This window comes from Paenibacillus sp. NPDC056933 (assembly GCF_042674385.1).
Classification (GTDB): Bacteria; Bacillota; Bacilli; order Paenibacillales; family Paenibacillaceae; genus Paenibacillus.
The window spans coordinates 2,664,138-2,685,055 of the sequence record NZ_JBHUQN010000001.1; the positions used below are offsets into that span (position 1 = coordinate 2,664,138).

The following is a 20,918-nucleotide window of genomic DNA, read 5'->3' on the forward strand; positions in this document are numbered from 1 at the left end:
AGTCTTGAAATGAATTGTAATGATGGAATTCGAACGATATATCAACTCCCAATCTAACAGTGTTAGTTTGTGCCTTACAGTGTTAGATGGTATCATGAACCTATGAACCTGTAAAGATAAACTTACACTGTTAGATAAAAGGGCGGATATGAATGAAAAAACAACAGCCTCAGATTTCAGAAGATATGATTTTGGAAACCTCGTGGAAGCTTCTAGGGGAAGAAGGCATTGAAAAATTCAGCATGAGACGATTGGCCGATCGGCTTGGTATTCAGGCTCCCTCTCTGTATTGGTACTTTAAAAGCAAGCAGCATCTTTACCAGCATTTGGCCAACCAAATATCAAAAATAATTTTGGAAGAGTTCCAATCGGAGGGGGATTGGAAAGAGCAAATGTCGGGACTTGCGGTAACGATACGAAGTGTGCTCCGTCAGTACCCCTGTTCCACGCAGCTTATGATGCTCACACTGCCCCACGAGCCGGACATGATTCGTTTCACCAACCGCATGCTGCTCTGCATGGAATCGACGCCACTTGAGCAAGAGCAAAAGTTGCAAGCGGTTCTTACGCTTGTGAACTATGTTTTCTACTTCGTTCTGGACGGATATCAGCATCAACGTACAGTTTCCGTTATCTCTAAAGACCAGGGGGGGCTTTCCAGCGGGGAGATGATGCATCTTTTGGACTCCATGAGCGAGACGGAAGTGGGACTGTTCCGGAGAATGTATGGGAGCGGGCTATTTGAGAAGATGGGGACAGATGGGGCGTTTGAGTTCGGGTTGAAATTGATTCTGTTGGGGATTGAACAGGTGATAAAAGAGCGGGAGAAGTATGATGCAATATGATTAAATGAGGGGAGCTAGCGGAAATGAGTTTATATCTGGAAATCCCGGAACTTGACAAACGACTTCCGTTTCGGAGCTTTATTCACAAAGGGGATGTGCTTTGTTATCCTCACTGGCATAAGGAAATCGAAATTATTTATGTGACTCAAGGAAGCTTGGATCTGGGGATGAATGATAAGGTGATCCGCCTGAAGCAGGGGGAGGTTCAATTCATTAATGGCGGGGACGTCCACTTTTTTTTGTCATCCCCGGATAGCGAACGAATCGTTATTCAATTTGACCTGATTCTTTTCCAGGACGTATCCACACTAATTTACGATGACCGGTCGCTTCGAGACATCTTTACTGAGATGGAGCAATCAAGCTGGAACTGGCCTCATGAAACGGTAACCAAACTTATTCCTCTTCTTCAAAGCATAAGCACAGAAGATATCGAGCGCAAAGAGGGCTATGCTTATATGATCAAGGCCAAGCTTTATGAAATGTTGGCTTTTATTCTAAGAGAAATACCGAGGAGTATGGAGCAGCAACGGCACCAAAGTTCAGAGAATACCTTGACTCCGACCAAGGAGATGCTTATGAAACTGGAACGAATCTTTGAATATGTAGAAAATCATTATCAAGAATCAATTATCTTAAAGGATGTTGCCGACTATATAGGGTTCAGTCCTTATTATTTCACTAAGTTTTTCAAAAAGAATACGGGAATGACCTTTGTAACTTTTCTAAATGAATATAGAATTAATAAAGCCAAATGGATTTTGCTCAACGAAAACTATTCGATTACCGAAGTAGCTGAGGAGGCAGGTTTCAGTAGCGTAAAAACGTTTCATCACTTTTTTAAGGAAGCGACGGGCACATCGCCTTTAAAGTACCGCATGACAATATCCGGGAATAAAACAGCAAGAATATAGGAAGATAGTCTTTAATCAGACTTGTATGATAAGGGTGGAAACAAGTTGGGGGCTAGAGTACTTTGCATTTTTGATATCATCGGTAAAATGTGATCAGCTACTCAACTTTTTTACATATACCAAAACCAAAACAATTAAAGTTCATACAAAAAGAGAGGAATGTTACGATGAAACTGGGCGTTTTTGATCCGTTATTTTCTAATTTGTCGTTAGATGACATGCTGGATAAGTTAGTAGCTGCCGGTTTGGATGCCGTTGAGATCGGTTCCGGAGGCAACCCGGGAAATGCGCATTGTCCTACAGATGAATTGCTTGCGAGCGAAGAGAAACGAAAGGCTTATCTTGAGAAGTTTGAGCGACGCGGTTTGATCATCAGCGCTTTTAGTTGCCATAACAACCCGATTTCTCCAGATCCTGAGGAGGCCCGAGAAGGCGACGACATTTTGCGTAAATCAATCAAGCTGGCTTCACTCATGGGCGTACCTGTCGTTAATACATTCTCTGGTACTGCTGGAGACAGTGAGGATGCGAAAGCTCCAAACTGGCCCGTTATTCCATGGCCAACTGTATACAGCGATATTAAGAAATGGCAGTGGGAAAATAAGCTTATCCCCTATTGGAAGGAAATCGGTAAACTGGCTGAAGAGCATCATGTAAAAATAGGAATTGAACTACATGGCGGATTTTTATGCCATACACCCTATACGATTTTGAAATTACGAGAAGAGACCAGTGATGCAATTGGCGTAAATCTGGACCCTAGCCACTTATGGTGGCAAGGTATCGATCCGGTAGGTGCCATTAAAATATTGGGCAAAGCCGGCGCGATCCATCATTTTCATGCCAAAGACACTTATCTGGATCAGGATAACATTAACATGTACGGGTTGCTCGATATGCAACCATATGGGGATGTGCAAACTCGCTCCTGGACTTTTCGCTCTGTAGGCTGTGGTCATAGCCTGTCTGAATGGTCCGACATTATAAGCGCTTTGCGAACTTACGGGTATGACTATGTTATAAGCATCGAACATGAAGACCCCCTGATGTCTACTGAGGAAGGATTCAATCGTGCTGTTACCAACCTGCAATCTATCTTGATTCGCGAGCAGCCTCACGATATGTGGTGGGCCTAGTCAGAATAGGGAAGGATGATGAAAATGAATAACCAAGTCTATAATGTGGCAATTGTTGGATATGGAGGGATGGGCAGTTATCATGTCCAGTTGATTGAGCCTGTATCTCAGATTTCCGTAATCGGTGTATATGATACCGTTGAATATCGGATGGAATTGGGAAAGGAAGCCGGCTACAAAACTTATGAAAGTCTGGATGCCGTTCTGGCAGATGAGCTTGTGGACGTGGTCTTGATTGCTACGCCTAACGATGTTCATAAAGATATAGCGATCCAAGCCCTTCAAGCTGGTAAACATGTCATTTGTGAAAAACCGGTGACGATAACCAGTACGGATTTTAAGGATATCGTCAAGGTAGCGAATCAGGAGAATCGCGTGTTTACGGTGCATCAAAATCGTCGCTGGGATGAAGATTTCCGGATTGCCAAGGACATCATCGACAAGAAGACCTTGGGAGAACTGTTCCACCTGGAATCCCGGGTTCAGGGAGCCAATGGTATTCCTGGTGATTGGCGTCAACTGAAGGATTACGGTGGAGGTATGTTGTTGGATTGGGGCGTGCATTTGCTAGACCAATTGCTTCTGGTTACCGACAGCCAAATTGAAAGCGTGACAGCTACTCTAAGTTATATTTTGGGAACCGAAGTGGATGATGGATTTACCAGTTATATTACGTTTAAAGATGGCTTGACGGCACTTGTTGAGGTGGGAACGACCAACTATGTGAAGTTACCGAGATGGTACATCAAAGGAACGGAAGGTACGGCGGTTATTAGGGACTGGGATTTGAGCGGGGAGATCATCACCCGGAATCCGGATGTTGCTCATGTGGAGCCGAAACCCATCAAAGCAGGGCAGGGATTGACCAAGACGATGGCGCCGCCGTCCGAAGAGTCCACGCTAAAGTTTGCGATAGAGAAGCCGGATTTGAAACCGCAAAGCTTTTATGAAAATTTTGTCTCTGCAATCGAAGGGAAATCTGAACTTGCAATTAAGCATGATGAAGTTCTCAGAGTACTTGTGCTGATTGAGACCATTTTTGAGGCGGCAGAGACCAAAAGTGTGATCCATAGAAGTATATAACATGCTTTCTGTGTTTCCTTTGCGCACCTTCCCTGTCAAGTAGACAGTCTTAAAAAGCAGACTTGAACAACCTTATTTCGGTATTCAACCGGACTAAGGTTGTTTCGTTTTAGCGCTATGCAAACGTATAATGAGAGCTTGAAGGGAGAGGAACGCCATGACCATCGAAGCCAGCTTCCGCAGGGCCAATCACATATGCAATCGTTATATTACAAAAGTGGAGCAGTCAGGGCTTTCGTTGTCCATTTTATATTGGGGATTCATGCCTGATCATTTCGACAATGCCTTCCATCGGCATTCCTTTTTTGAAGCCTGTTATGTGGTAGACGGTGAAGGAAGCTACATAGAACAAAACCAGCATTATGTATTAAATAAAGGCACGGCCTTTCTATCTCTTCCAGGTGCTTGGCATCAAATTCGCAGCCAGACTGGTCTGACGCTTTGTTATGTTGCTTTTGAGCTCGATGAAGCCCACACAGATGGCTATTATACCGAATCCTTCCGTCGTCTTGCCGAGCTTGGGCAAAGCGTTGCCCAGTATGCGGATCTTACGGCGACGGGTCATTTATGGCAAGCGCTAATCGCTTCTGTTGACTTGCCCGGGGCAACTCTTCCTCTTGCTGCAAAACAAATTTCGGCTTCCTTGCTGTTATCCATAGCGGATTTGCACACTCCAGCCCCAACAAACTCGGCCGACACGGGAGAGCAACCCGTGGAATCGAATACGCTGTTCCGTCAGGCTAAACGTTATATTGATGATAATTTGATCAATGAGCTTACGCTTATGACGGTGTCAAGGCATCTCCATATTTCATCCCGTCACCTGACACGGTTGTTTCAGGAAAATCTGGGGCAGTCCTTCGTCCACTACATTCAGGAACGGCGCGTGCAGCATGCCGCATGGCTCTTGTTAAATGAGCAGACTCCCATCAAAGATATCGCCATCCAGTGCGGGTTCCAGTCTGTGCATTATTTTACCCGGGTTTTTACCCGTGAACGTGGTGTTTCCCCGGCGAAATTTCGCCGCATTCAGTTTGCTGAAGGCCGTTCTGGCAAAATGCACTATCCGCCTCAAATGTCCTGATTGTACAAAAACACAGCTTGATCCTTTAAAGACAGCACCTCCAACTCTCTATACAATAATGAACATAAATCGATATAGAGTTGGAGGAAAATCATGCCCCGAATAACCCCCTTGACCTTTCATACCAAGCCAGTCAATTTCATACAGCTTCCCATCAACCAAGAGACAGAATCAGGGATCTGGAATGGGTACGAAGAATGGCTTAATCACGTTTGGTCCGACTTCGTACGGAGTAATTCGCTTCCCTTTTATATGGTCATTGATGGTACGCACGGCGCCGCATTCAGCGAATGTCTGGAAAGTCTCCGGTCGCGCTGCCGCCGGGAAAACAGGCTTTTAATTGAATTAGATAGCACTGTTTATTTGAAACCTACAGCAGATTTGCTGAAGCAATTTCACCCTTATCTGACGGGAAACCGCACTTTTGGCGTTGTAGCCTCGGACGTAAGCGTTGAGGATTATTTCCGGCCACATGCTCAGGAAACGTGGTTCAGTGATGTGGAGCATCAGTTGCGGCTTTGTGAATCCGTTGAAAATGCAGAGGCCCAGTTGCCGATAGTCGATCAGTCCGCCCCCATCGTTGTGACCTTTGGACCTGGCTCTGGTTTTCTTTCGGCAGCATGGAGGGCGGCCGACGTTTCTCTTTTTTGTGACTTATCCAGAGAAGCTCAGCAGAACCTGCACCAGCAGGGGATGGGTTCCCTGGGATTAGGTCCTTGTCGGGATACGATCGAAACCTACAAACAGTCCTTGTTCCTGGAGTGGCCCGTCTGGGAGGAGTATCGGAAACGCCGTTTGTACGATGTGGACTACTATGTGGATACGAACAACTGGGAAAGGCCCGTTTTGGTCACCATCCCCATGCTGCGCCGACTTTTGGCTACGGCAGCTCGTCAGCCTTTTCGAGTAAAACCGTTTTTTGCTCCGGGGATTTGGGGCGGACAGTATTTGAAAAGGCTGTGCGGCCTGCCCCGGGAATGGAATAACTGCGCCTGGGGTTTTGAACCTGTCGCACCGGAGAACACTCTTCTAATCGGCTATCGGGATTTTATACTGGAACTTCCCTTTCCACTGCTCCTGTCAGCTCATCCTGAAGCAATTATGGGGAAGCGCAATGTCTGGCTGTTTGGGGACTACTTTCCGATCCGGTTTAATTATCTCGATACAATAGATGGGGACCATCTGTCTTTGCAGGTCCATCCCCGACAGGATTACATTGAGCAGACATTCAATGAAACGATGACGCAGCAGGAATCCTATTACATTATGGAGCAGAAGGAAGGGGCCAAACCTTTTGTGGGACTGGGTTTCACCGAAGGAACAACCGGGGAAGAGCTGCTTCAGGCGGTTGACTCTGCACATACTTCGGGAACACCGCTAAAGATCGCAGCATATGTGAACATTCTGGACGCGAATAAGGGCGATCTGTTCTTAATTCCGCCGGGAGTCGTACATTTTTCGGGCAAAAACAATCTGGTGCTGGAGATCTCTTCGACAACATGGTGGTATACCTTCAAAATTTACGACCATTTGCGGCTCGACAGAGACGGGCGTCCGCGGCCGATCAACGTCGATCATGCGAGACCCAACATGGAGGACCAATATGACACCTATTACGTTCAGGAACATTTGATAGCGGTTCCAAAGGAAGGTCGGATACAGGGAGCCAGCAGCGAAGAGCTGCTTGGTGAACGGGAGGATCTGCTTTTCCAGATAAAAAGATTAAAGCTGGACGGGGCGTGGATCGATGATACGGCTGGAGAATTTGTCATGTTCAACCTCGTAGAAGGCGACCGCGTGCGGCTCACTCCACTTGATAATGATGCAGCGGCCGTGGAATGGGGCTACGCAGAGGCGTATATCGTTCCTGCCTGCGTCGGATGTTTCCGTCTGGAGTCTGTGGGAGATCGCTCGTGTACCCTGATCCGGGCACAGGTTTCGCCAGAATGGAACATCCCCCTGCTCCCACATCACTGGAAATCTGGTGAGCGCGTATGAATACTGACGTCACCATTGCCATTGATGCCGGCGGCACTTTTTTGAAGGCTGGCGTCCTGAGGGGCGGGCATCTTCTGCCTCAACTCTATGTCAAAAAGTCGTCCCTATCCAATGGCAGCGCCTGCGAAATCGCCGCCAATCTGGCTGACGTGATCCAGAAGCTTGCCGCGGCCTACATTGCCCAGATGGAGTTGCTTAATTCAAATAAAGACAACGCGGCAAGCTACCCCAAATTTCATATCGGTTTTGCTTTCCCCGGCCCCTTTGAGTACGAAACAGGCGTTTCCCGTATCCAGGGATTGAATAAATACGATCAGCTATATGAACACAATATAAAAACGCTGCTGCGGCAAAAATTAATCACGCTTGCGGCAGAACGCTCCGCTCCAATATGGATGACACGCCTTGCCGCTGCAGACATTCGTTTTGGCAATGATGCCGTCATGTTCGCTTTGGGGGTCAGCAGGCTATTTCCAAAGGACCGATTAATTTGCCTTACCCTGGGAACTGGCCTCGGTTCCGCTTTTGTTGAGAACCGGTCCATGGTCAGCGGAAAATGGAACATTCCCGACTCAGGCATGTTGTATGCTGAGCAATACAAGGGAGATACCGTGGATGATTTGTTCGGAAGCCGAGGAATTTTGGCCTTGGCGGACAGCCTTGATGCTCGAAGGGAGGGTGAAGATGTATATCACCTGGCCATAGAGGCTCGAAGGGGGAATTCTTCCGCCGTCCAGGTATGGAAGCTTTACGGACAGAGACTCGGGGATATGCTGCGTCCGTACGTGGCAGCGTTCCGCCCATCATGTCTGATCCTGGGTGGACAGATTGCCGACACCCAAGATTTATTTGGCGGCACTCTTTTGGAAGCGCTTTTGCCCGAGAGGATCTCGCTGCATGTTGAGAAGCAAATGCAGGAACACGTGTTTCATGGGATTTCCCAGCTTGTAAACGGTACTTAATCCATCAGTGAAGGAGAAAATAAATATGACACTCGAACGACAAATCAAGCAGGCCGCCATCCCGACGCTTAAACGAAAATGGAAAATATACGTCATTCACCATTCCCATACCGACCTCGGTTATACCGACCGTCAGGAAAAGATTGAACAATATCATGTCGATTTTATCCGTCAGGCGCTGTGTATTGTTAATGATGCGCACAACTGTATAAACCCAAAGTGGAAAGGATTTCGCTGGACCTGTGAGACCTTCTGGGCTGTGGAACAATTCCTGAAGCAAGCTGGAGACGAGGAGAAAGTCGCATTTGCCGATGCCGTGAGGCGCGGTGATATCGAGCTGTCCGGCACATATCTGAATATGACCGAGTTACCCGACCTTCAGTTACTGAACAAAATACACAGCAAGGCTCAAACCTATGCTACCTCGATCGGTCACCAAATAGACAGCGCGATGACGGCGGATATCAATGGCTATAGCTGGGGATATGCCGACAGCCTGTTGGATAACGAAATCCGGCATTTATTCAGCTGCATACATACCCATCACGGTATGTATGCGTTGGGCCGCAAGCAGTCCCCTTTCTGGTGGGAAGCCCCAAGCGGGGAACGCCTGCTGGTCTGGAATGGAGACCACTACATGCTTGGCAACGAGCTCGGCTTCTGCCCCGGTGCGCTTGGCAAATACATGATTCGTGATGAATTCGGACATAGGCTTGTAGAACCGGGGGACATTCACGATCAAATCGCAAACATCCGCATCCACAGGTATTTGGCCGAGCTTGAGAGGGAACGGTATCCGTATGATTTCGTGCCGGTGATGCTGTCCGGACTGCCCACAGACAACGGATCGCCCAACAGCGCGATCATGGAATGGATCGATGCATGGAACCGCCAAAATGGAGGGGAAATTTCCGTGCAGATGACCACCTTGAGCGGTTTTTTTGCCCGGCTGAAAGAGGAAGGAACGGATGACTTACCCGTGCATAAAGGGGATTGGCCGGACTGGTGGTCGGACGGGGTAAGCTCCACGCCGATGCACACCCAGATTTACCGAGATGCACAGCGAACACTCCGCAAGGTGGAAAAGCTCGATCCCGAACAAAATAGCGTCAGTCTTCAGGAAATCGAGGCGGTGGAGCAGGCGCTTGCTCTGTATGCCGAACACACTTGGGGTTATCATTCCTCCGTTTTTGAACCGTGGCACAAAAATGTGCAGCTGCTCGAAGTCCGCAAGACGGCCCACGCCGCAGAGGCAAGCAGGCTTGCTTATCGCGCGCTGGATCAGGCACTGCTGGCCGATAACGCCGCCACCTTATACCCTGGGCGTCCTTACCGTTTCAAGGTTACGAACCTGTCGGAACTAGAGGTAACCGAGTTGGTTGAGCTGAAGCTCGAAGGATGGGAACCAGATGAGCTGTTGAACGGAGTGGAGGTGATCCGGGAAGACACAGGAGAGGTACTGATCCAACAGTCAACCCATCCGCAGACGATTATAGCGGAGCTTAAGCTTCAAGGGATGGAGAATTGCATACTGATCCTGCGCCCACTCCTGGTGGCGCAGCAGGGTCATTCTTCCTTAACGTCAACCTCCAATTCAAAGCTAATCGGCGCTGATCAGGTTTACGATATGGAGGATATGTATTCCTTAACTCCGGCTGGACTGCAAGCACCAATCTCCGTTTCCCAAAACGGGCTGGAGTCACCTTTTGCACGCTTGACTTGGTCGAAAGAGCGAGGCATCGTCTCGTGGATCGATAAGGAGACAGGGCAAGAATTACTGAAAGCGGATGATCCGTATGGCGCTTTCACACCTATCCATGAGGTGACGAATCCAGCAAACCCTGCCGATGCTTCTCAGGTGTGGAGTATCCGTTCAAAGATGGGGCGCAACCGTAAAGGGCTGAACGTGGAGCGTTCGGTTGGTCAGCTCATCTCCGTCCGCGCGGTGGAGAATGGACCGCTGTATGCTACCGTAGAGCTTGGCTATCAGCTAAAGGGCATCTCCTATTTTTCACTGTTCCTGCGGATATATGCCTGTCAAAACCGGCTGGACATTTCGGCACGGTTCCATAAAGAGAGCGTTTGGAATCCGGAGAACGTGTATCTGGCCCTGCCGTTTACCCCGGGAGGCACAGGACCAGTCACCCTATTTGCCGACAAGCCGGGCGGCCTCGTTCGCCCCTGGAAGGATCAGATTCCCGGAACCTGCCTGGACTATTTCTGTGTGCAGGCGGGCATTGCCTGGGAGGATAACGACCGCTGCCTTCTGCTTGCTGTTCCGGACACGCCGCTTGTGCAGTGGGGAACACTAGATTACGAATCCAGAAAGGTACACACCCAGCAATCGCCTGACGCCCAGCCGGAAGCCTATGCCTGGGTGATGACGAATTACTGGGAAACCAATTTTAAGGCAACCTTGGGTGGCTTCTATGAATTTCAATATCATATTTCGGTCGGCGACAGACTTTCGCCTGCCGACATGGCCGCCGCTCTGCAGGCGTTGAACGAACCATTTGTAGTTACTAGAGTCAATGAAAAATAAACTGAGCCGATGCACACTGCCCATGTAGATGAATAATAGACGGAAACACGTTTCCCATATAAAAAGTGGTTTCTTTAACCCGCTGTTCATAATAGTTGACAAAATATTCCTTAATCCAATATAGTAAATTTAATTAATTTCATTTAAATGCGATGAAGAGGACAAGTAGATATGGAAACGCCGTTCAGAGAACTGCCGGTTGGTGCGAGGCAGCGGATATCCTTATCAAAAATCGCCTCTGAGCAGGCCCCCGAACTAATAGTAGACGGGCCCGGGATTCTGCCGTTACCAAGAAGCATCGTTGTTGGGCGATGGCGAGTGGGTGTATTCATTCATACACCAATCAGGGTGGTAACGCGGAGATGACTCCGTCCCTTATGGGACGGAGTCTTTTTTGTGTTATATGGGTCAACCGAGGAGGAAATAAGATGCTGCAAAAATTGGATTCGAACGATCGAGTACTCAGTCAGAAAATGTTTTTAGCCAATGAAGTACAATACAATCTCTTTCATCGTATTTGCGAATCAAGAAACTCTAGATGCCTAAAAACAACGGATGAACAGATGATCTTTGCCCAATCAGAAGGCCAGAACGCTTGGTTATGGATTTCCAAAGAACTCGCAGAAGATAAAAAGCACAAAGTTTTCCAAGAACTCGTAGGATTACTCAACGGAACGGCATTGCCAGGTGTATCTGGAGATCCAGCGATGGTAGAACACTTTGCACAGGTGTATTCCGAGACAAATGATATTCAATACTTTTCTCATATGATCATGGAATCTTATTCTTGTTCAAAAGTAAAAAAACCACATAACGTACGCGGGACAATGCATCAAGCGAAGAAACATCATGTGGAGATCGTAGCAGCGTTTTTGGCTGGATTCTCAGAAGAAGCTTACGGGCTTTCAGTTGATCCGGATAGTCAGATTCCAGCAGCTGAGGAAATGATCAAGGCAGGGAATTTATATCTCTGGTATATAGATAGTCATCCTGTTTCAATGGCTAACATTGCACATCGTTCTCCTAGACATGCAAGAATTAACGCAGTCTACACTCCATCCGTCTTCCGTAAGAGAGGATTTGCAAGTGCAGTTGTGGCTGAAATATGTTCGGTCATTGAATCAGAGGGCTTACAGCCGATGTTGTATGCGGATTTGAAAAACCCAGATTCAAATAGGGTGTATCAGAACATAGGTTTTCAAGAAAAAGGAAAAGTTGTTGACATCAAATTCAAGTAGGATATTTTTGAGTTCCATACTATAGCAAGGAGGAAATTGCCATGGGAGAAGCGATTTACTTAATCACAGGTGTTATGGCTTCTGGAAAGTCAACGGTAGCCGAGCTGCTGGCTTCCAAGCTGGTAAAGGGTGTTCATCTGCGTGGCGATGTCTTCCGTCGCATGATTGTAACAGGACGTGAAGAAATGTCCGCTGAACCATCCGCTGAAGCAGTTCGTCAATTATATTTGCGTTACCGGTTAGCCGTAAATGCCGCAAAGACCTTTTATGAAAATGGTTTTTCTGTTGTATTGCAAGACAACTACTATGGAGCGGAGCTATCCTACATGATGGAGCAGTTAAAAGAGTACCCGATTCAGTTAGTTGTGCTGTGTCCCCATGTAGAGGTAATTAAAAAGCGTGAGCAATTAAGAGGCAAAGTCGGGTACACTGGCTTTACGGTAGAACATCTGTATTCATCGTTTATAAAGCAAACGCCAAAAATCGGGTTTTGGCTGGATAGTTCGGAGCAGTCACCAGAGCAATCGGTGGAAGATATTTTACTGCACTTTGGGAAAAATGAAGTTAATTAAAATCATTTATTGTCTCGGAGAAAAAAGACAGGAGGAGGACTGACAAGATGAAAAGGTGGTATAAAGATACCATTGCGGCGGGTCGTCGACATACCGTAGGTCTCATATCGGACGGCTCGGTGAGGGCCGTCGGTGATAATAAATATGGTCAGTGTGATGTAAGCGGCTGGCGCGGCATTCAACTGCCCGTCAATTAGTTATATGTATGCGTTAATCAGAGTTGGTTCATCCGAAACATATAAATCGAGGAGCACAAATATACTCCCGTTGAAAGTCGCTATTATAGCGGCTTTTTTTTCGCTAGTATTGGGGGTCTTTTCATTTAACACTTTGAGAGTTAGGAGACACGGCATCTGGATCAGATAAATAAATTATAAACAAAAGATCACTAGAGCATTTCTTTTTTGGTTTCTTCTAAAAAAGCAGATAGCGCCGGTGTAATGAGGGTGTCTTTTCGTTTAACAAACATAGTCGTTACTGAAGAATACTTCTCCGGTAAGGAGTGGCAGGTTACCTTGTCACGTACTTCATATTCCGCCATGATGGAATAAGGCAGTAAAGTAATGCCCATACCTGCACTAACACAAGCAATTATCGTTTCGAGGGTTCCAAATTCCATTAATTTCACAGGCAGTAATCCTTCTTCTTGTAGGATCGTGTTAAGCTTGGCACGGTATGAACATCCTTTGGGAAAAACCAGCATCGTATGATTTTGCAAATCATGAATGGATTGTATTAAAGAAGATTTTTTTGAAGTTACAAGGACTAGTCTCTCTTCGATGACTTTTTCTTGTATAAGATCTGGATGTTCAATCGGACCGCAAACAAAAGCCCCATGCAGTTCATAATGAAGAACTCCATGAAGCAGGCTTTCTGTGGGGCCTGTAACTAAAGAAAAATCCACCTTCGGATATTTCAAATGATATTGTGCGAAAACGGAAGGCAGCCGGACTGCTGCTGTTGTTTCCATAGAACCGATAACAAGAGGTCCTGCAGGAATGGAGCTGCTTCCTACTGCGGCTTTAGCTTCGTTAATGGTATTTAGAATCTTTTCGGCGTAGGTTACTAAAACTTGGCCAGAAGGAGTAAGCGTAACTCCCTTTTTGTGACGATAAAATAATATCGTCTGAAGATCCGCCTCTAACTGTTGAATTTTGTGAGTAACATTGGATTGAGCATAATTTAGTTTTTTCGCTGTTTTGGAAATACTTCCTTCATGAGCGGTTTGGATGAAAATCTCCAGCAACTGAATATCCAAGTTGACCCTCCTTTAGAAAACAAATATATCTGTAATCATGATATATAACATCTGATTTAAGGATTATACAAGATGGATAAACTCGATGTAAACTTAAGAAGAACCCAATCTACTGAATGAGGAGAACATATCGATGCCTATTCAATTAAACAGTAAGCTCTGTGAAAGCTTCAATATTCGTTATCCAATCGTTCTTGCGGGAATGGCGGGTATTGCAAGCATGATACCACTAGTCACTGCAGTTTCTAATGCAGGTGGGTTAGGTACTCTTGGCGCTGCGTATATGAGTCCTGAAGAACTAGGAAATGCTATACACGAGATCAAGAAACGGACTCACGCACCGTTTGCCATAAATATTTTTGCTCATGTTGGACCGGATCAATATATGAATTTTGATGCGGTAAACAGAGAGTTGACACCAATTCGAGAGTCTTTGGGTGTGAAGCAGCGTACTCAAGATGAAATACGTACACCCAATCATTTTGAGGAACAGTTTGACATCTTGCTGGACGAAAAAGTTCCGATCATTAGTACAACGTTTGGCTTGCTTTCCGAGTCTCATATGCAGAAGGCAAAATCGTTAGGCATCAAAATCATTAGTAAGGTCACAACGGTAGAGGAAGCTGTTCAAGCGGAGAAACGCGGATGTGACGTGATTGTTGCACAAGGCAGTGAAGCAGGAGGGCATCGGGGAACTTTTGATGTATCATCTCAGCCCAGTGGAGCAAATATCGGAACCATGGCACTTGTCCCGCAAATTGTAGATCACGTCCATATTCCTGTTCTTGCTGCTGGCGGAATTATGGATGGCAGAGGGCTCGTGGCTTCACTCGCTTTAGGAGCACAAGGTGTACAAATGGGGACTCGTTTTTTGACATCAGTTGAGTCTGGCGCACATGATGTATATAAACGTGCGTTACTTGAGAGCACGGAGGAAAGCACCGTAATTACAAAAGCATTTTCTGGACGGCCAGCGCGTGGAATAAAGAACGACTTTATACAACATTGGGAAGAATCCCGAATCAAGCCGCTAACATTCCCTACCCAAAATACATTAACGCGAGAGATTCGAAATGCTTCTGCGCGACAAAATAATCCGGAATATATGGCTCTCTGGGCAGGTCAGGGGACGAGAATGTTAACAGATAACCAATCTGCAGGCGATATCATTAATCAAATCGTAGAAGAGGCCAGAACAATCATTCAGTAACTTCCAATGCTGTCCTTTGGTTTTAAATGACCGTACGCGCTGGCGAATTCCATGTAAGGATCGTGGGGAACTCTCAACAATTTTGGCGACGAAATGACCTACCGAACGCAGCCGGCATTTGTGACCCTCAATAATTATTCCACGTTAACGTCGGAAAGGGATGCAGATTCAATAACTTTTGAGAAGTAAAGTATAAGGAATCGACTTAAGTGTTCATCTTCAGGAACGAAAAAAACTTTGATCCTTCAAAGAACGAAGGTTCAAAGTCTGTCCGGTAGCAAAACACGAATGAAATGTTAAAAAAGGCCGTGTCAATTTTATTTCACATTTACAGCATATCGATTGCGAAGAACAGACAGATGGTGCAGCTCATGTCCAACCAAAACATAGGCGATTGATCGAGCCGAAGCAGGGTTATCACTAACGATCCCTTTGCAAAGCCAAGCCTCCGGCGTGAGGCGACGGAGCATGAGAATGGTCGAGCGGCGTGTGACCGTATATTCTTCGTTTAAATCGGCCACGGTGTACGCATCGAAGGGATGGTTTTGCATAAGCACGTCCTGATCGTAGCCAGGATGATTCGCTTTGTCGCCTCTGGCGATGCGAAGCAGGCGGCTGCTCATGATGCGTTCGTTATCCATAAGGTGGCCAATGACCTCCTTCACGCTCCATTTGCCTTCGGCGTAACGATAATTTGCTTGCTCTTCTGTCATTGTAGAAAGCAACGTTTGTACGATGTTGGACTGGTGCTCCATCAGTTCAATGATGTTCCCTTCGGGAACAAGTTGAATGTACCTTTCATAATAAGCTGCATACTCCTCTGTAGTTGGTTTTTCAACCATGTCAATGCCTCCTTTGGTATTCATAGCTTGGAATTATATTGTAGCATAGGTGGATCTTGGAGGAACCCAAAAGAATTGAAGCCTTGCTTGCTGAAATGTAAATGGCTCTCCGTATTTTGGGTGAAAGGGCCATTTCATGTGAAATGTTTGTTCCATTTTCAAACCGTACGTCATATCCCCTTTTTTTGGACAAACTTCTTCAAAACCGAAAAATCCTCAGTCACTTTTTTGAACGGCAACGTTTCAAGCACCTGTTCCCGGTAATTTTTTTTAGCCGCGGCGCTGAGGCGGGAGTCAAGGATGCTGAATACGCCAAGGTCCGTTTCACTGCGAATCAAACGTCCGGTTCCTTGTCGTAACCGGAGAAGCATGTCCGGTACAAACACCTCCGTAAACGGATTCTCCGTTACAGCTGCCTTATATTCATAAATAGGATCCGACGGAACAGGAAAGGGCAGACGGAAAACAATGACTTGCGACAGATCGGGACCCTCGATATTCACACCTTCCCAGAATACACCGGTACTCAGGAGCACGCCTTTACTTTCCCGGAATTCGGCGATCACACCGTCCTGGGAAGATCCCTCTTTTTGAACATGAACAGCCCATGTATAGTCACTAGTCCCGGAAATCAATTTCTTATGAATGAACTTCATGTCATCCTTCGCTGAAAAAAGGACGATAGTTCTTCCTTGTGTTAAATTACAGAGTTGAACCATTTCTTGGTAGGCTGCTTCAAGATAAACTTCGCGCTGCTCATGATGGTAATGTGGAACCTTGCTGGAGATGTACATCATGGCATGGTTTGTATAGTCAAAAGGCGAGGATTTGCGATCCATAAAATCACCCTTATAACCAAGGGACTGCGTTAAATAAGAGTATTGTTCCTCCAGCGTTTCCCCGCCTTGGCACAGGGTTGCCGACGTTAGAATGACAGATGTCTTGCCGTTAAACAACGTGTATTTTAGAAACTGGCTTATATCTTTGGGACAGATGCTGATCATGGCTGCTCGCAGGGAATTGCTTGCCCACAAGAGATAGTTGTCTTCTATTCCAGCAAATACATTTAAGAGGGTAATAAGTCCGTTTATTGCTTCAAAAGCGTCATCAATCTCTCGCTCATGGCGGGATGTCAAAATGGAAAGTCGAAGACTGAGATCTTTCAAATCGTTCGCAACTTGTTTTAATGGTATTCCTTTGATCTCTGACACTTTTATACGGTCGCTATCCTGCTTGGCATGGTGGAGCAGATCAGCATTTATTTGTGTAAAGATACCTTCAACGCATCTTTTTATAAACTTGGATTGTGAGAGGAGACTCTTGTCTCCGGACTGCTTCGTGAGAAGCTGCACTGTGGTATCCAGAATGCGGAAAATCCCCCGAAAAGTGAACTCGAGCGTTCTTGCGTCTCGAACTTTTGCTTCCAGATTATGTGCTTCATCAATGACGATCAGAGCCGGCCGTTCCGAGATGATGCTCCTGGTTCCTTCTTTTTTCTTCATCAAATCCCGTATGAGTAGATCCTGGTTCACGATAATAAAATCAATCTCGTGAGCCTTTGCATTCAATTTTGCTCTCATATCGTAAAACAAGCATGCATTTTTATGAGGGCAGCGTTCAAATGTGCAATCATTCACGGAAACGTTGGACCACTCGGCATCACTAATTCCACCTTTAATATCTGCTCTTTCATCAATTTCATAATCTAAAACGCGCTGGGCAAGGGCAGACAGTGAAGAGTTCGGATCATCAGGCCTGGACAATTCCGCTGCTCTGCTTCGGCAGGCATACTGGCCCATTCCTTTTCCCACGACGGAGCGAACTGTTGTGAATCCGAGCCGGCTACCAATGACCCTTAAATCTTTATGTATCTGTTCCGAAAGCTGAATGGAGGATGTTGCAATAATGATTGGCTGCTGGGACATCTGATTAATGAGCAGACTGGGAATGAGATATCCAAAAGACTTGCCGATCCCCACCCCAGCTTCAATCATGGCGTTACGTCCGTTAATATAGGCATCCGTTATATCCAGAGACATATCCTGCTGCCCTATCCGTTCTCGAAGGCCAATCCGGGGAAACCGGTCATAAACCCGAAAGATGGCTTCAACCAAGGAGCGTTCGAGGTCCTTTTTCGGCTCACGCTGCTGTGATTTATAGAGTTCATTTAACCAATTCATGACGATCACCTCACTTTATGGATATTTTTAGTGAAACCATAATTATCTTTAAAGCTGCGATAACAGTCAAGTGTTCGCTTACAAGCGCAACAAAATGATGCGCTCACCATGAAGGCGAGTGCAGAGCAAATAAAGCGGTGGAACGTCACGTCTCCACAAGTGCAGTCCATAAGGCGGATGATTATATCACGCAAATAACCATTGGTGTCTCGATTGGATAATAATGACATTGACATCTACAGCTTTTTTCAAAATAATAGAGTGTAATTGAATACTGGTACCTTTAATTCAGTCCAGAGAGGCTGGCAAGGGCAGCGGATTTTTATAATCACGCGTGATTCGGGGCATATTCCGTCAGGGATGCTCTGCGTCTTCGCGCGGGTTATGATACAAAAAAGAGGCTACTTGTCAGTTTAAGACTTGACGAGTAGCCTCTTTTTTCTGCTTTTTGGTATCAGGACACTTTAAGTTGGAGGTATTCTGATGAGCACACAAGATCAAGAATTTTCATGGCAGGAAGTGCCAAAAACGCAGAGAAACCATTTTTGGAAGACGTTGTCCGTGATGTTGGGATTCACTTTCTTCTCGGCCAGCATGCTGGCCGGAGGAACGCTTGGCGTCAGCTTAACGTTTATGGAGTTCATTGGCATTGTGCTTGCGGGTAACTTGGTGCTGGGGATCTATACGGGAGCACTGGCACATATCGCGGCGAAAACAGGCTTGTCCACACACTTGCTGGCCAAATATGCTTTCGGTGAGAAAGGGTCGTATCTGCCATCGTTCCTGCTCGGCTTCACACAGGTCGGATGGTTCGGGGTAGGTGTGGCTATGTTCGCAATTCCGGTTGCCAAAGCGATGGATTGGAACGTGTACCTGCTGATTATTTTGTTTGGTCTTGCTATGACGGCATCTGCCATCTTCGGTATGAAGTCGCTCGTCATCTTGGGTTATATCGCGGTTCCGGCTATTGCCATTCTCGGCGGTTACTCCATGTTCGAAGGAGCAGGATCGCTGGGCGGTCTGCAAGGATTGCTCGAGTACACGCCAGCACAGTCGCTTACTGCAGCAGCGGCACTAACCATTTGTATCGGATCATTTATCAGCGGCGGAACGTTAACGCCTGACTTTGCCCGGTTTTCCCGTACGTCACGCCAGGCCGTTACCGCAACAGTCATTGCATTCTTCCTGGGTAACTCGCTCATGTTCCTGTTCGGTGCAGTCGGAGCCATGGCGTATAACCTGGCAGATATCTCAGAAGTCATGTTCCTGCAAGGTTTGATCATTCCTGCGATCATCGTCCTGGGACTGAATATCTGGACAACGAACGATAATGCCCTTTATGCTTCCGGACTGGGTTTTGCCAATATCACTAAAATTTCAAAAAAATTCTTCGTCATCGTCAACGGCATCGTGGGTACTATCTTTGCTATGTGGATGTACAACAACTTTGTTGGTTTCCTGAATGTGCTTGGCGCAGCCGTACCGTCCATCGGGGCCATCATCATTGCAGACTACTTCTTCGTGAAGCGCAGAAATTATAAAGCGTTTGCCGAGATGACTTTCAAGACGGTAAACTGGTTAGCGATGGTGGCTTGGGCTATCGGCGTGGCATTCGCCCAGTTGGCACCAGGAGTAACGCCATTAAATGCACTTGTCGGTACAGCGGTGGCCTACATCGTACTAATGCTGATCGTTTCTGCCAAAGAATCCAAAGAAAAGGGGAAAATAAATGATTATACAGAACGCGAAATTGCGGGGTAAAGAAGGTCTATGGAATATTGTCGTGAAGGACGAGAAGTTCGAACAAATTATACAGGAGCAGCAATCAACTGCAAGTGAGGAAGTACTTGATGTCAATGGTTCAATTGTACTGCCGCCGTTCATTGAGCCTCACATCCATCTGGACACAACGTTAACGGCTGGCGAACCGGAATGGAATCTGAGCGGTACGCTGTTCGAAGGTATCCAGCGCTGGTCGGAACGCAAGGCATTCCTGACGCATGAAGACGTTAAAACCCGCTCCAAAACAGCACTGAAATGGCAGATGGCGCAAGGAATCCAACATGTTCGGACACATGTGGACGTTACAGATCCAAGCTTGACGGCGGTCAAAGCGATGCTTGAAGTAAAAGAAGAAATGGCACCATACATCGACATCCAGCTTGTGGCTTTCCCACAGGAAGGTATTCACTCTTACCCAAACGGTGCAGAACTACTGGAAGAGTCACTGAAAATGGGCGTTGACGTGGTCGGCGGCATTCCGCACTTCGAATTCACAAGGGAATATGGCGTGGATTCGATGAAGGTTGCTTTTGACCTTGCTGAAAAATACGACCGTCTCATTGACATTCATTGCGATGAAATTGACGACGAGCAGTCGCGTTTCGTGGAAGTCGTTGCGAAGGAAGCCTACGAACGCGGACTGGGCTCCCGTACGACGGCAAGTCACACGACGGCGATGGGGTCATACAATGACGCATATACGTACAAATTATTCAGATTGCTGAAGATGGCTGACCTCAATTTCGTCTCCAATCCGTTGGTCAACATTCACCTGCAAGGTCGCTTCGACACATATCCAAAAAGAAGAGGTCTGACTCGCGTCAAAGAGCTGCAGGAAGCAGGGCTGAATGTATGTTTTGGTCACGATGACATCTTCGATCCATGGTATCCGCTGGGTACAGGTAACATGCTTCAAGTGCTACATATGGGAATTCACGCTTCGCAGCTGCTAGGTTACGATCAAATTGTGAATTCGGTTGATCTCATTACGAAGAACAGCGCAAGAACGTTGCACATCGAGGATGTATACGGCATTGAAGAAGGAAAGCCTGCCAACTTCATCGTTCTTGAAGCAGAGAACGAATATGAGGCTGTTCGCAAACAGGCTGGTGTACTCTACTCGTATAGAGCTGGCCGCAAAATTGCAGAAACGAAGCCGCGGGATACGTCCATCATTTTGGAGAGTGGTACAGAGAAGGTTACTTTCAATAAATAATGAAGAAAATATAACTCATTAAAAGTCGCTATTTTAGCGGCTTTTTTTATTTTAGA

Annotated in this window: 16 protein-coding genes, 1 pseudogene and 1 other annotated feature; of the genes and pseudogenes, 14 read left to right on the forward strand and 3 right to left on the reverse strand. The window is 46.5% G+C overall.

The annotated features are described in order from the left end of the window. Positions 1-152: 152 nt before the first annotated feature. The 11 genes and pseudogenes from ACFTRD_RS11845 to ACFTRD_RS11895 all read left to right on the forward strand — a co-directional run. Positions 153-845, forward strand: a complete 693-nt coding sequence (locus tag ACFTRD_RS11845) for a TetR/AcrR family transcriptional regulator (RefSeq protein WP_379379981.1) — start codon at positions 153-155, stop codon at positions 843-845. 23 nt (positions 846-868) lie between these two features. After that, complete coding sequence (locus ACFTRD_RS11850) at positions 869-1,759, forward strand: AraC family transcriptional regulator (RefSeq protein ID WP_379379983.1); 891 nt, start codon at positions 869-871, stop codon at positions 1,757-1,759. Positions 1,760-1,926: 167 nt separating this feature from the next. Further along, positions 1,927-2,895 (forward strand): sugar phosphate isomerase/epimerase family protein, encoded by a 969-nt coding sequence (locus ACFTRD_RS11855; protein ID WP_379379985.1) that lies wholly within the window; start codon positions 1,927-1,929, stop codon positions 2,893-2,895. 18 nt (positions 2,896-2,913) lie between these two features. Further along, a complete protein-coding gene (locus ACFTRD_RS11860; protein ID WP_379381328.1) occupies positions 2,914-3,978 on the forward strand; it encodes a Gfo/Idh/MocA family protein in 1,065 nt (354 codons plus the stop codon). A gap of 157 nt (positions 3,979-4,135) precedes the next feature. Beyond that, on the forward strand, positions 4,136-5,062 hold the full coding sequence (locus ACFTRD_RS11865; protein ID WP_379379987.1) for a helix-turn-helix transcriptional regulator: 927 nt from the start codon (positions 4,136-4,138) through the stop codon (positions 5,060-5,062). Between the two features lie 93 nt (positions 5,063-5,155). Next, entirely contained in the window at positions 5,156-7,060 is a 1,905-nt protein-coding gene (locus tag ACFTRD_RS11870) for a class I mannose-6-phosphate isomerase (RefSeq protein WP_379379989.1), read from the forward strand. Further along, positions 7,057-8,022 carry an ROK family protein gene (locus ACFTRD_RS11875; protein ID WP_379379991.1) on the forward strand — a complete coding sequence of 322 codons (966 nt, stop codon included), beginning with the start codon at positions 7,057-7,059 and terminating at the stop codon, positions 8,020-8,022. Before ACFTRD_RS11870 ends, ACFTRD_RS11875 begins: the two co-directional genes overlap by 4 nt. Before the next feature lie 25 nt (positions 8,023-8,047). Next, complete coding sequence (locus tag ACFTRD_RS11880) at positions 8,048-10,564, forward strand: glycoside hydrolase family 38 N-terminal domain-containing protein (protein WP_379379993.1); 2,517 nt, start codon at positions 8,048-8,050, stop codon at positions 10,562-10,564. A 143-nt stretch (positions 10,565-10,707) separates the two neighbouring features. After that, positions 10,708-10,943, forward strand: a binding site (T-box leader). Between the two features lie 49 nt (positions 10,944-10,992). Further along, positions 10,993-11,802 (forward strand): GNAT family N-acetyltransferase, encoded by an 810-nt coding sequence (locus tag ACFTRD_RS11885; protein WP_379379995.1) that lies wholly within the window; start codon positions 10,993-10,995, stop codon positions 11,800-11,802. A gap of 41 nt (positions 11,803-11,843) precedes the next feature. Then, complete coding sequence (locus tag ACFTRD_RS11890) at positions 11,844-12,374, forward strand: AAA family ATPase (RefSeq protein ID WP_379379997.1); 531 nt, start codon at positions 11,844-11,846, stop codon at positions 12,372-12,374. A gap of 47 nt (positions 12,375-12,421) precedes the next feature. Continuing rightward, positions 12,422-12,553 (forward strand): annotated as a pseudogene (locus ACFTRD_RS11895) (RCC1-like domain-containing protein); the annotation flags it as partial. 209 nt (positions 12,554-12,762) lie between these two features. Here ACFTRD_RS11895 and ACFTRD_RS11900 read toward each other — a convergent pair. Then, entirely contained in the window at positions 12,763-13,632 is an 870-nt protein-coding gene (locus ACFTRD_RS11900) for a LysR family transcriptional regulator (protein ID WP_379379999.1), read from the reverse strand. A gap of 133 nt (positions 13,633-13,765) precedes the next feature. Here ACFTRD_RS11900 and ACFTRD_RS11905 point away from each other — a divergent pair, with 133 nt between their 5' ends. Beyond that, positions 13,766-14,842, forward strand: coding sequence for an NAD(P)H-dependent flavin oxidoreductase (locus ACFTRD_RS11905; RefSeq protein ID WP_379380001.1), 1,077 nt, complete (start codon positions 13,766-13,768; stop codon positions 14,840-14,842). A gap of 317 nt (positions 14,843-15,159) precedes the next feature. On the opposite strand, the gene ACFTRD_RS11910 is transcribed toward ACFTRD_RS11905, so the two are convergent. Together ACFTRD_RS11910 and ACFTRD_RS11915 are read right to left on the reverse strand one after the other, a co-directional pair. Next, entirely contained in the window at positions 15,160-15,684 is a 525-nt protein-coding gene (locus ACFTRD_RS11910) for a DinB family protein (RefSeq protein ID WP_379380003.1), read from the reverse strand. A 170-nt stretch (positions 15,685-15,854) separates the two neighbouring features. Further along, positions 15,855-17,864, reverse strand: coding sequence for an ATP-dependent DNA helicase (locus ACFTRD_RS11915; RefSeq protein ID WP_379380005.1), 2,010 nt, complete (start codon positions 17,862-17,864; stop codon positions 15,855-15,857). Positions 17,865-18,347: 483 nt separating this feature from the next. Here ACFTRD_RS11915 and codB point away from each other — a divergent pair, with 483 nt between their 5' ends. Both codB and ACFTRD_RS11925 read left to right on the forward strand, forming a co-directional pair. Next, complete coding sequence (codB, locus tag ACFTRD_RS11920) at positions 18,348-19,625, forward strand: cytosine permease (RefSeq protein ID WP_379380007.1); 1,278 nt, start codon at positions 18,348-18,350, stop codon at positions 19,623-19,625. Next, on the forward strand, positions 19,594-20,862 hold the full coding sequence (locus tag ACFTRD_RS11925; protein WP_379380009.1) for a cytosine deaminase: 1,269 nt from the start codon (positions 19,594-19,596) through the stop codon (positions 20,860-20,862). The genes codB and ACFTRD_RS11925 overlap by 32 nt, the downstream gene beginning before the upstream one ends. Positions 20,863-20,918: the final 56 nt, after the last annotated feature.

Coding starts and splice junctions, on each gene's coding strand:
- ACFTRD_RS11845 (WP_379379981.1), top strand. CDS start 153: ATGAAAAAACAACAGCCTCAGATTTCAGAAGATATGATTTTGGAAACC.
- ACFTRD_RS11850 (WP_379379983.1), top strand. CDS start 869: ATGAGTTTATATCTGGAAATCCCGGAACTTGACAAACGACTTCCGTTT.
- ACFTRD_RS11855 (WP_379379985.1), top strand. CDS start 1,927: ATGAAACTGGGCGTTTTTGATCCGTTATTTTCTAATTTGTCGTTAGAT.
- ACFTRD_RS11860 (WP_379381328.1), top strand. CDS start 2,914: ATGAAAATGAATAACCAAGTCTATAATGTGGCAATTGTTGGATATGGA.
- ACFTRD_RS11865 (WP_379379987.1), top strand. CDS start 4,136: ATGACCATCGAAGCCAGCTTCCGCAGGGCCAATCACATATGCAATCGT.
- ACFTRD_RS11870 (WP_379379989.1), top strand. CDS start 5,156: ATGCCCCGAATAACCCCCTTGACCTTTCATACCAAGCCAGTCAATTTC.
- ACFTRD_RS11875 (WP_379379991.1), top strand. CDS start 7,057: ATGAATACTGACGTCACCATTGCCATTGATGCCGGCGGCACTTTTTTG.
- ACFTRD_RS11880 (WP_379379993.1), top strand. CDS start 8,048: ATGACACTCGAACGACAAATCAAGCAGGCCGCCATCCCGACGCTTAAA.
- ACFTRD_RS11885 (WP_379379995.1), top strand. CDS start 10,993: ATGCTGCAAAAATTGGATTCGAACGATCGAGTACTCAGTCAGAAAATG.
- ACFTRD_RS11890 (WP_379379997.1), top strand. CDS start 11,844: ATGGGAGAAGCGATTTACTTAATCACAGGTGTTATGGCTTCTGGAAAG.
- ACFTRD_RS11905 (WP_379380001.1), top strand. CDS start 13,766: ATGCCTATTCAATTAAACAGTAAGCTCTGTGAAAGCTTCAATATTCGT.
- ACFTRD_RS11910 (WP_379380003.1), bottom strand. CDS start 15,684: ATGGTTGAAAAACCAACTACAGAGGAGTATGCAGCTTATTATGAAAGG.
- ACFTRD_RS11915 (WP_379380005.1), bottom strand. CDS start 17,864: ATGAATTGGTTAAATGAACTCTATAAATCACAGCAGCGTGAGCCGAAA.
- codB (WP_379380007.1), top strand. CDS start 18,348: ATGAGCACACAAGATCAAGAATTTTCATGGCAGGAAGTGCCAAAAACG.
- ACFTRD_RS11925 (WP_379380009.1), top strand. CDS start 19,594: ATGATTATACAGAACGCGAAATTGCGGGGTAAAGAAGGTCTATGGAAT.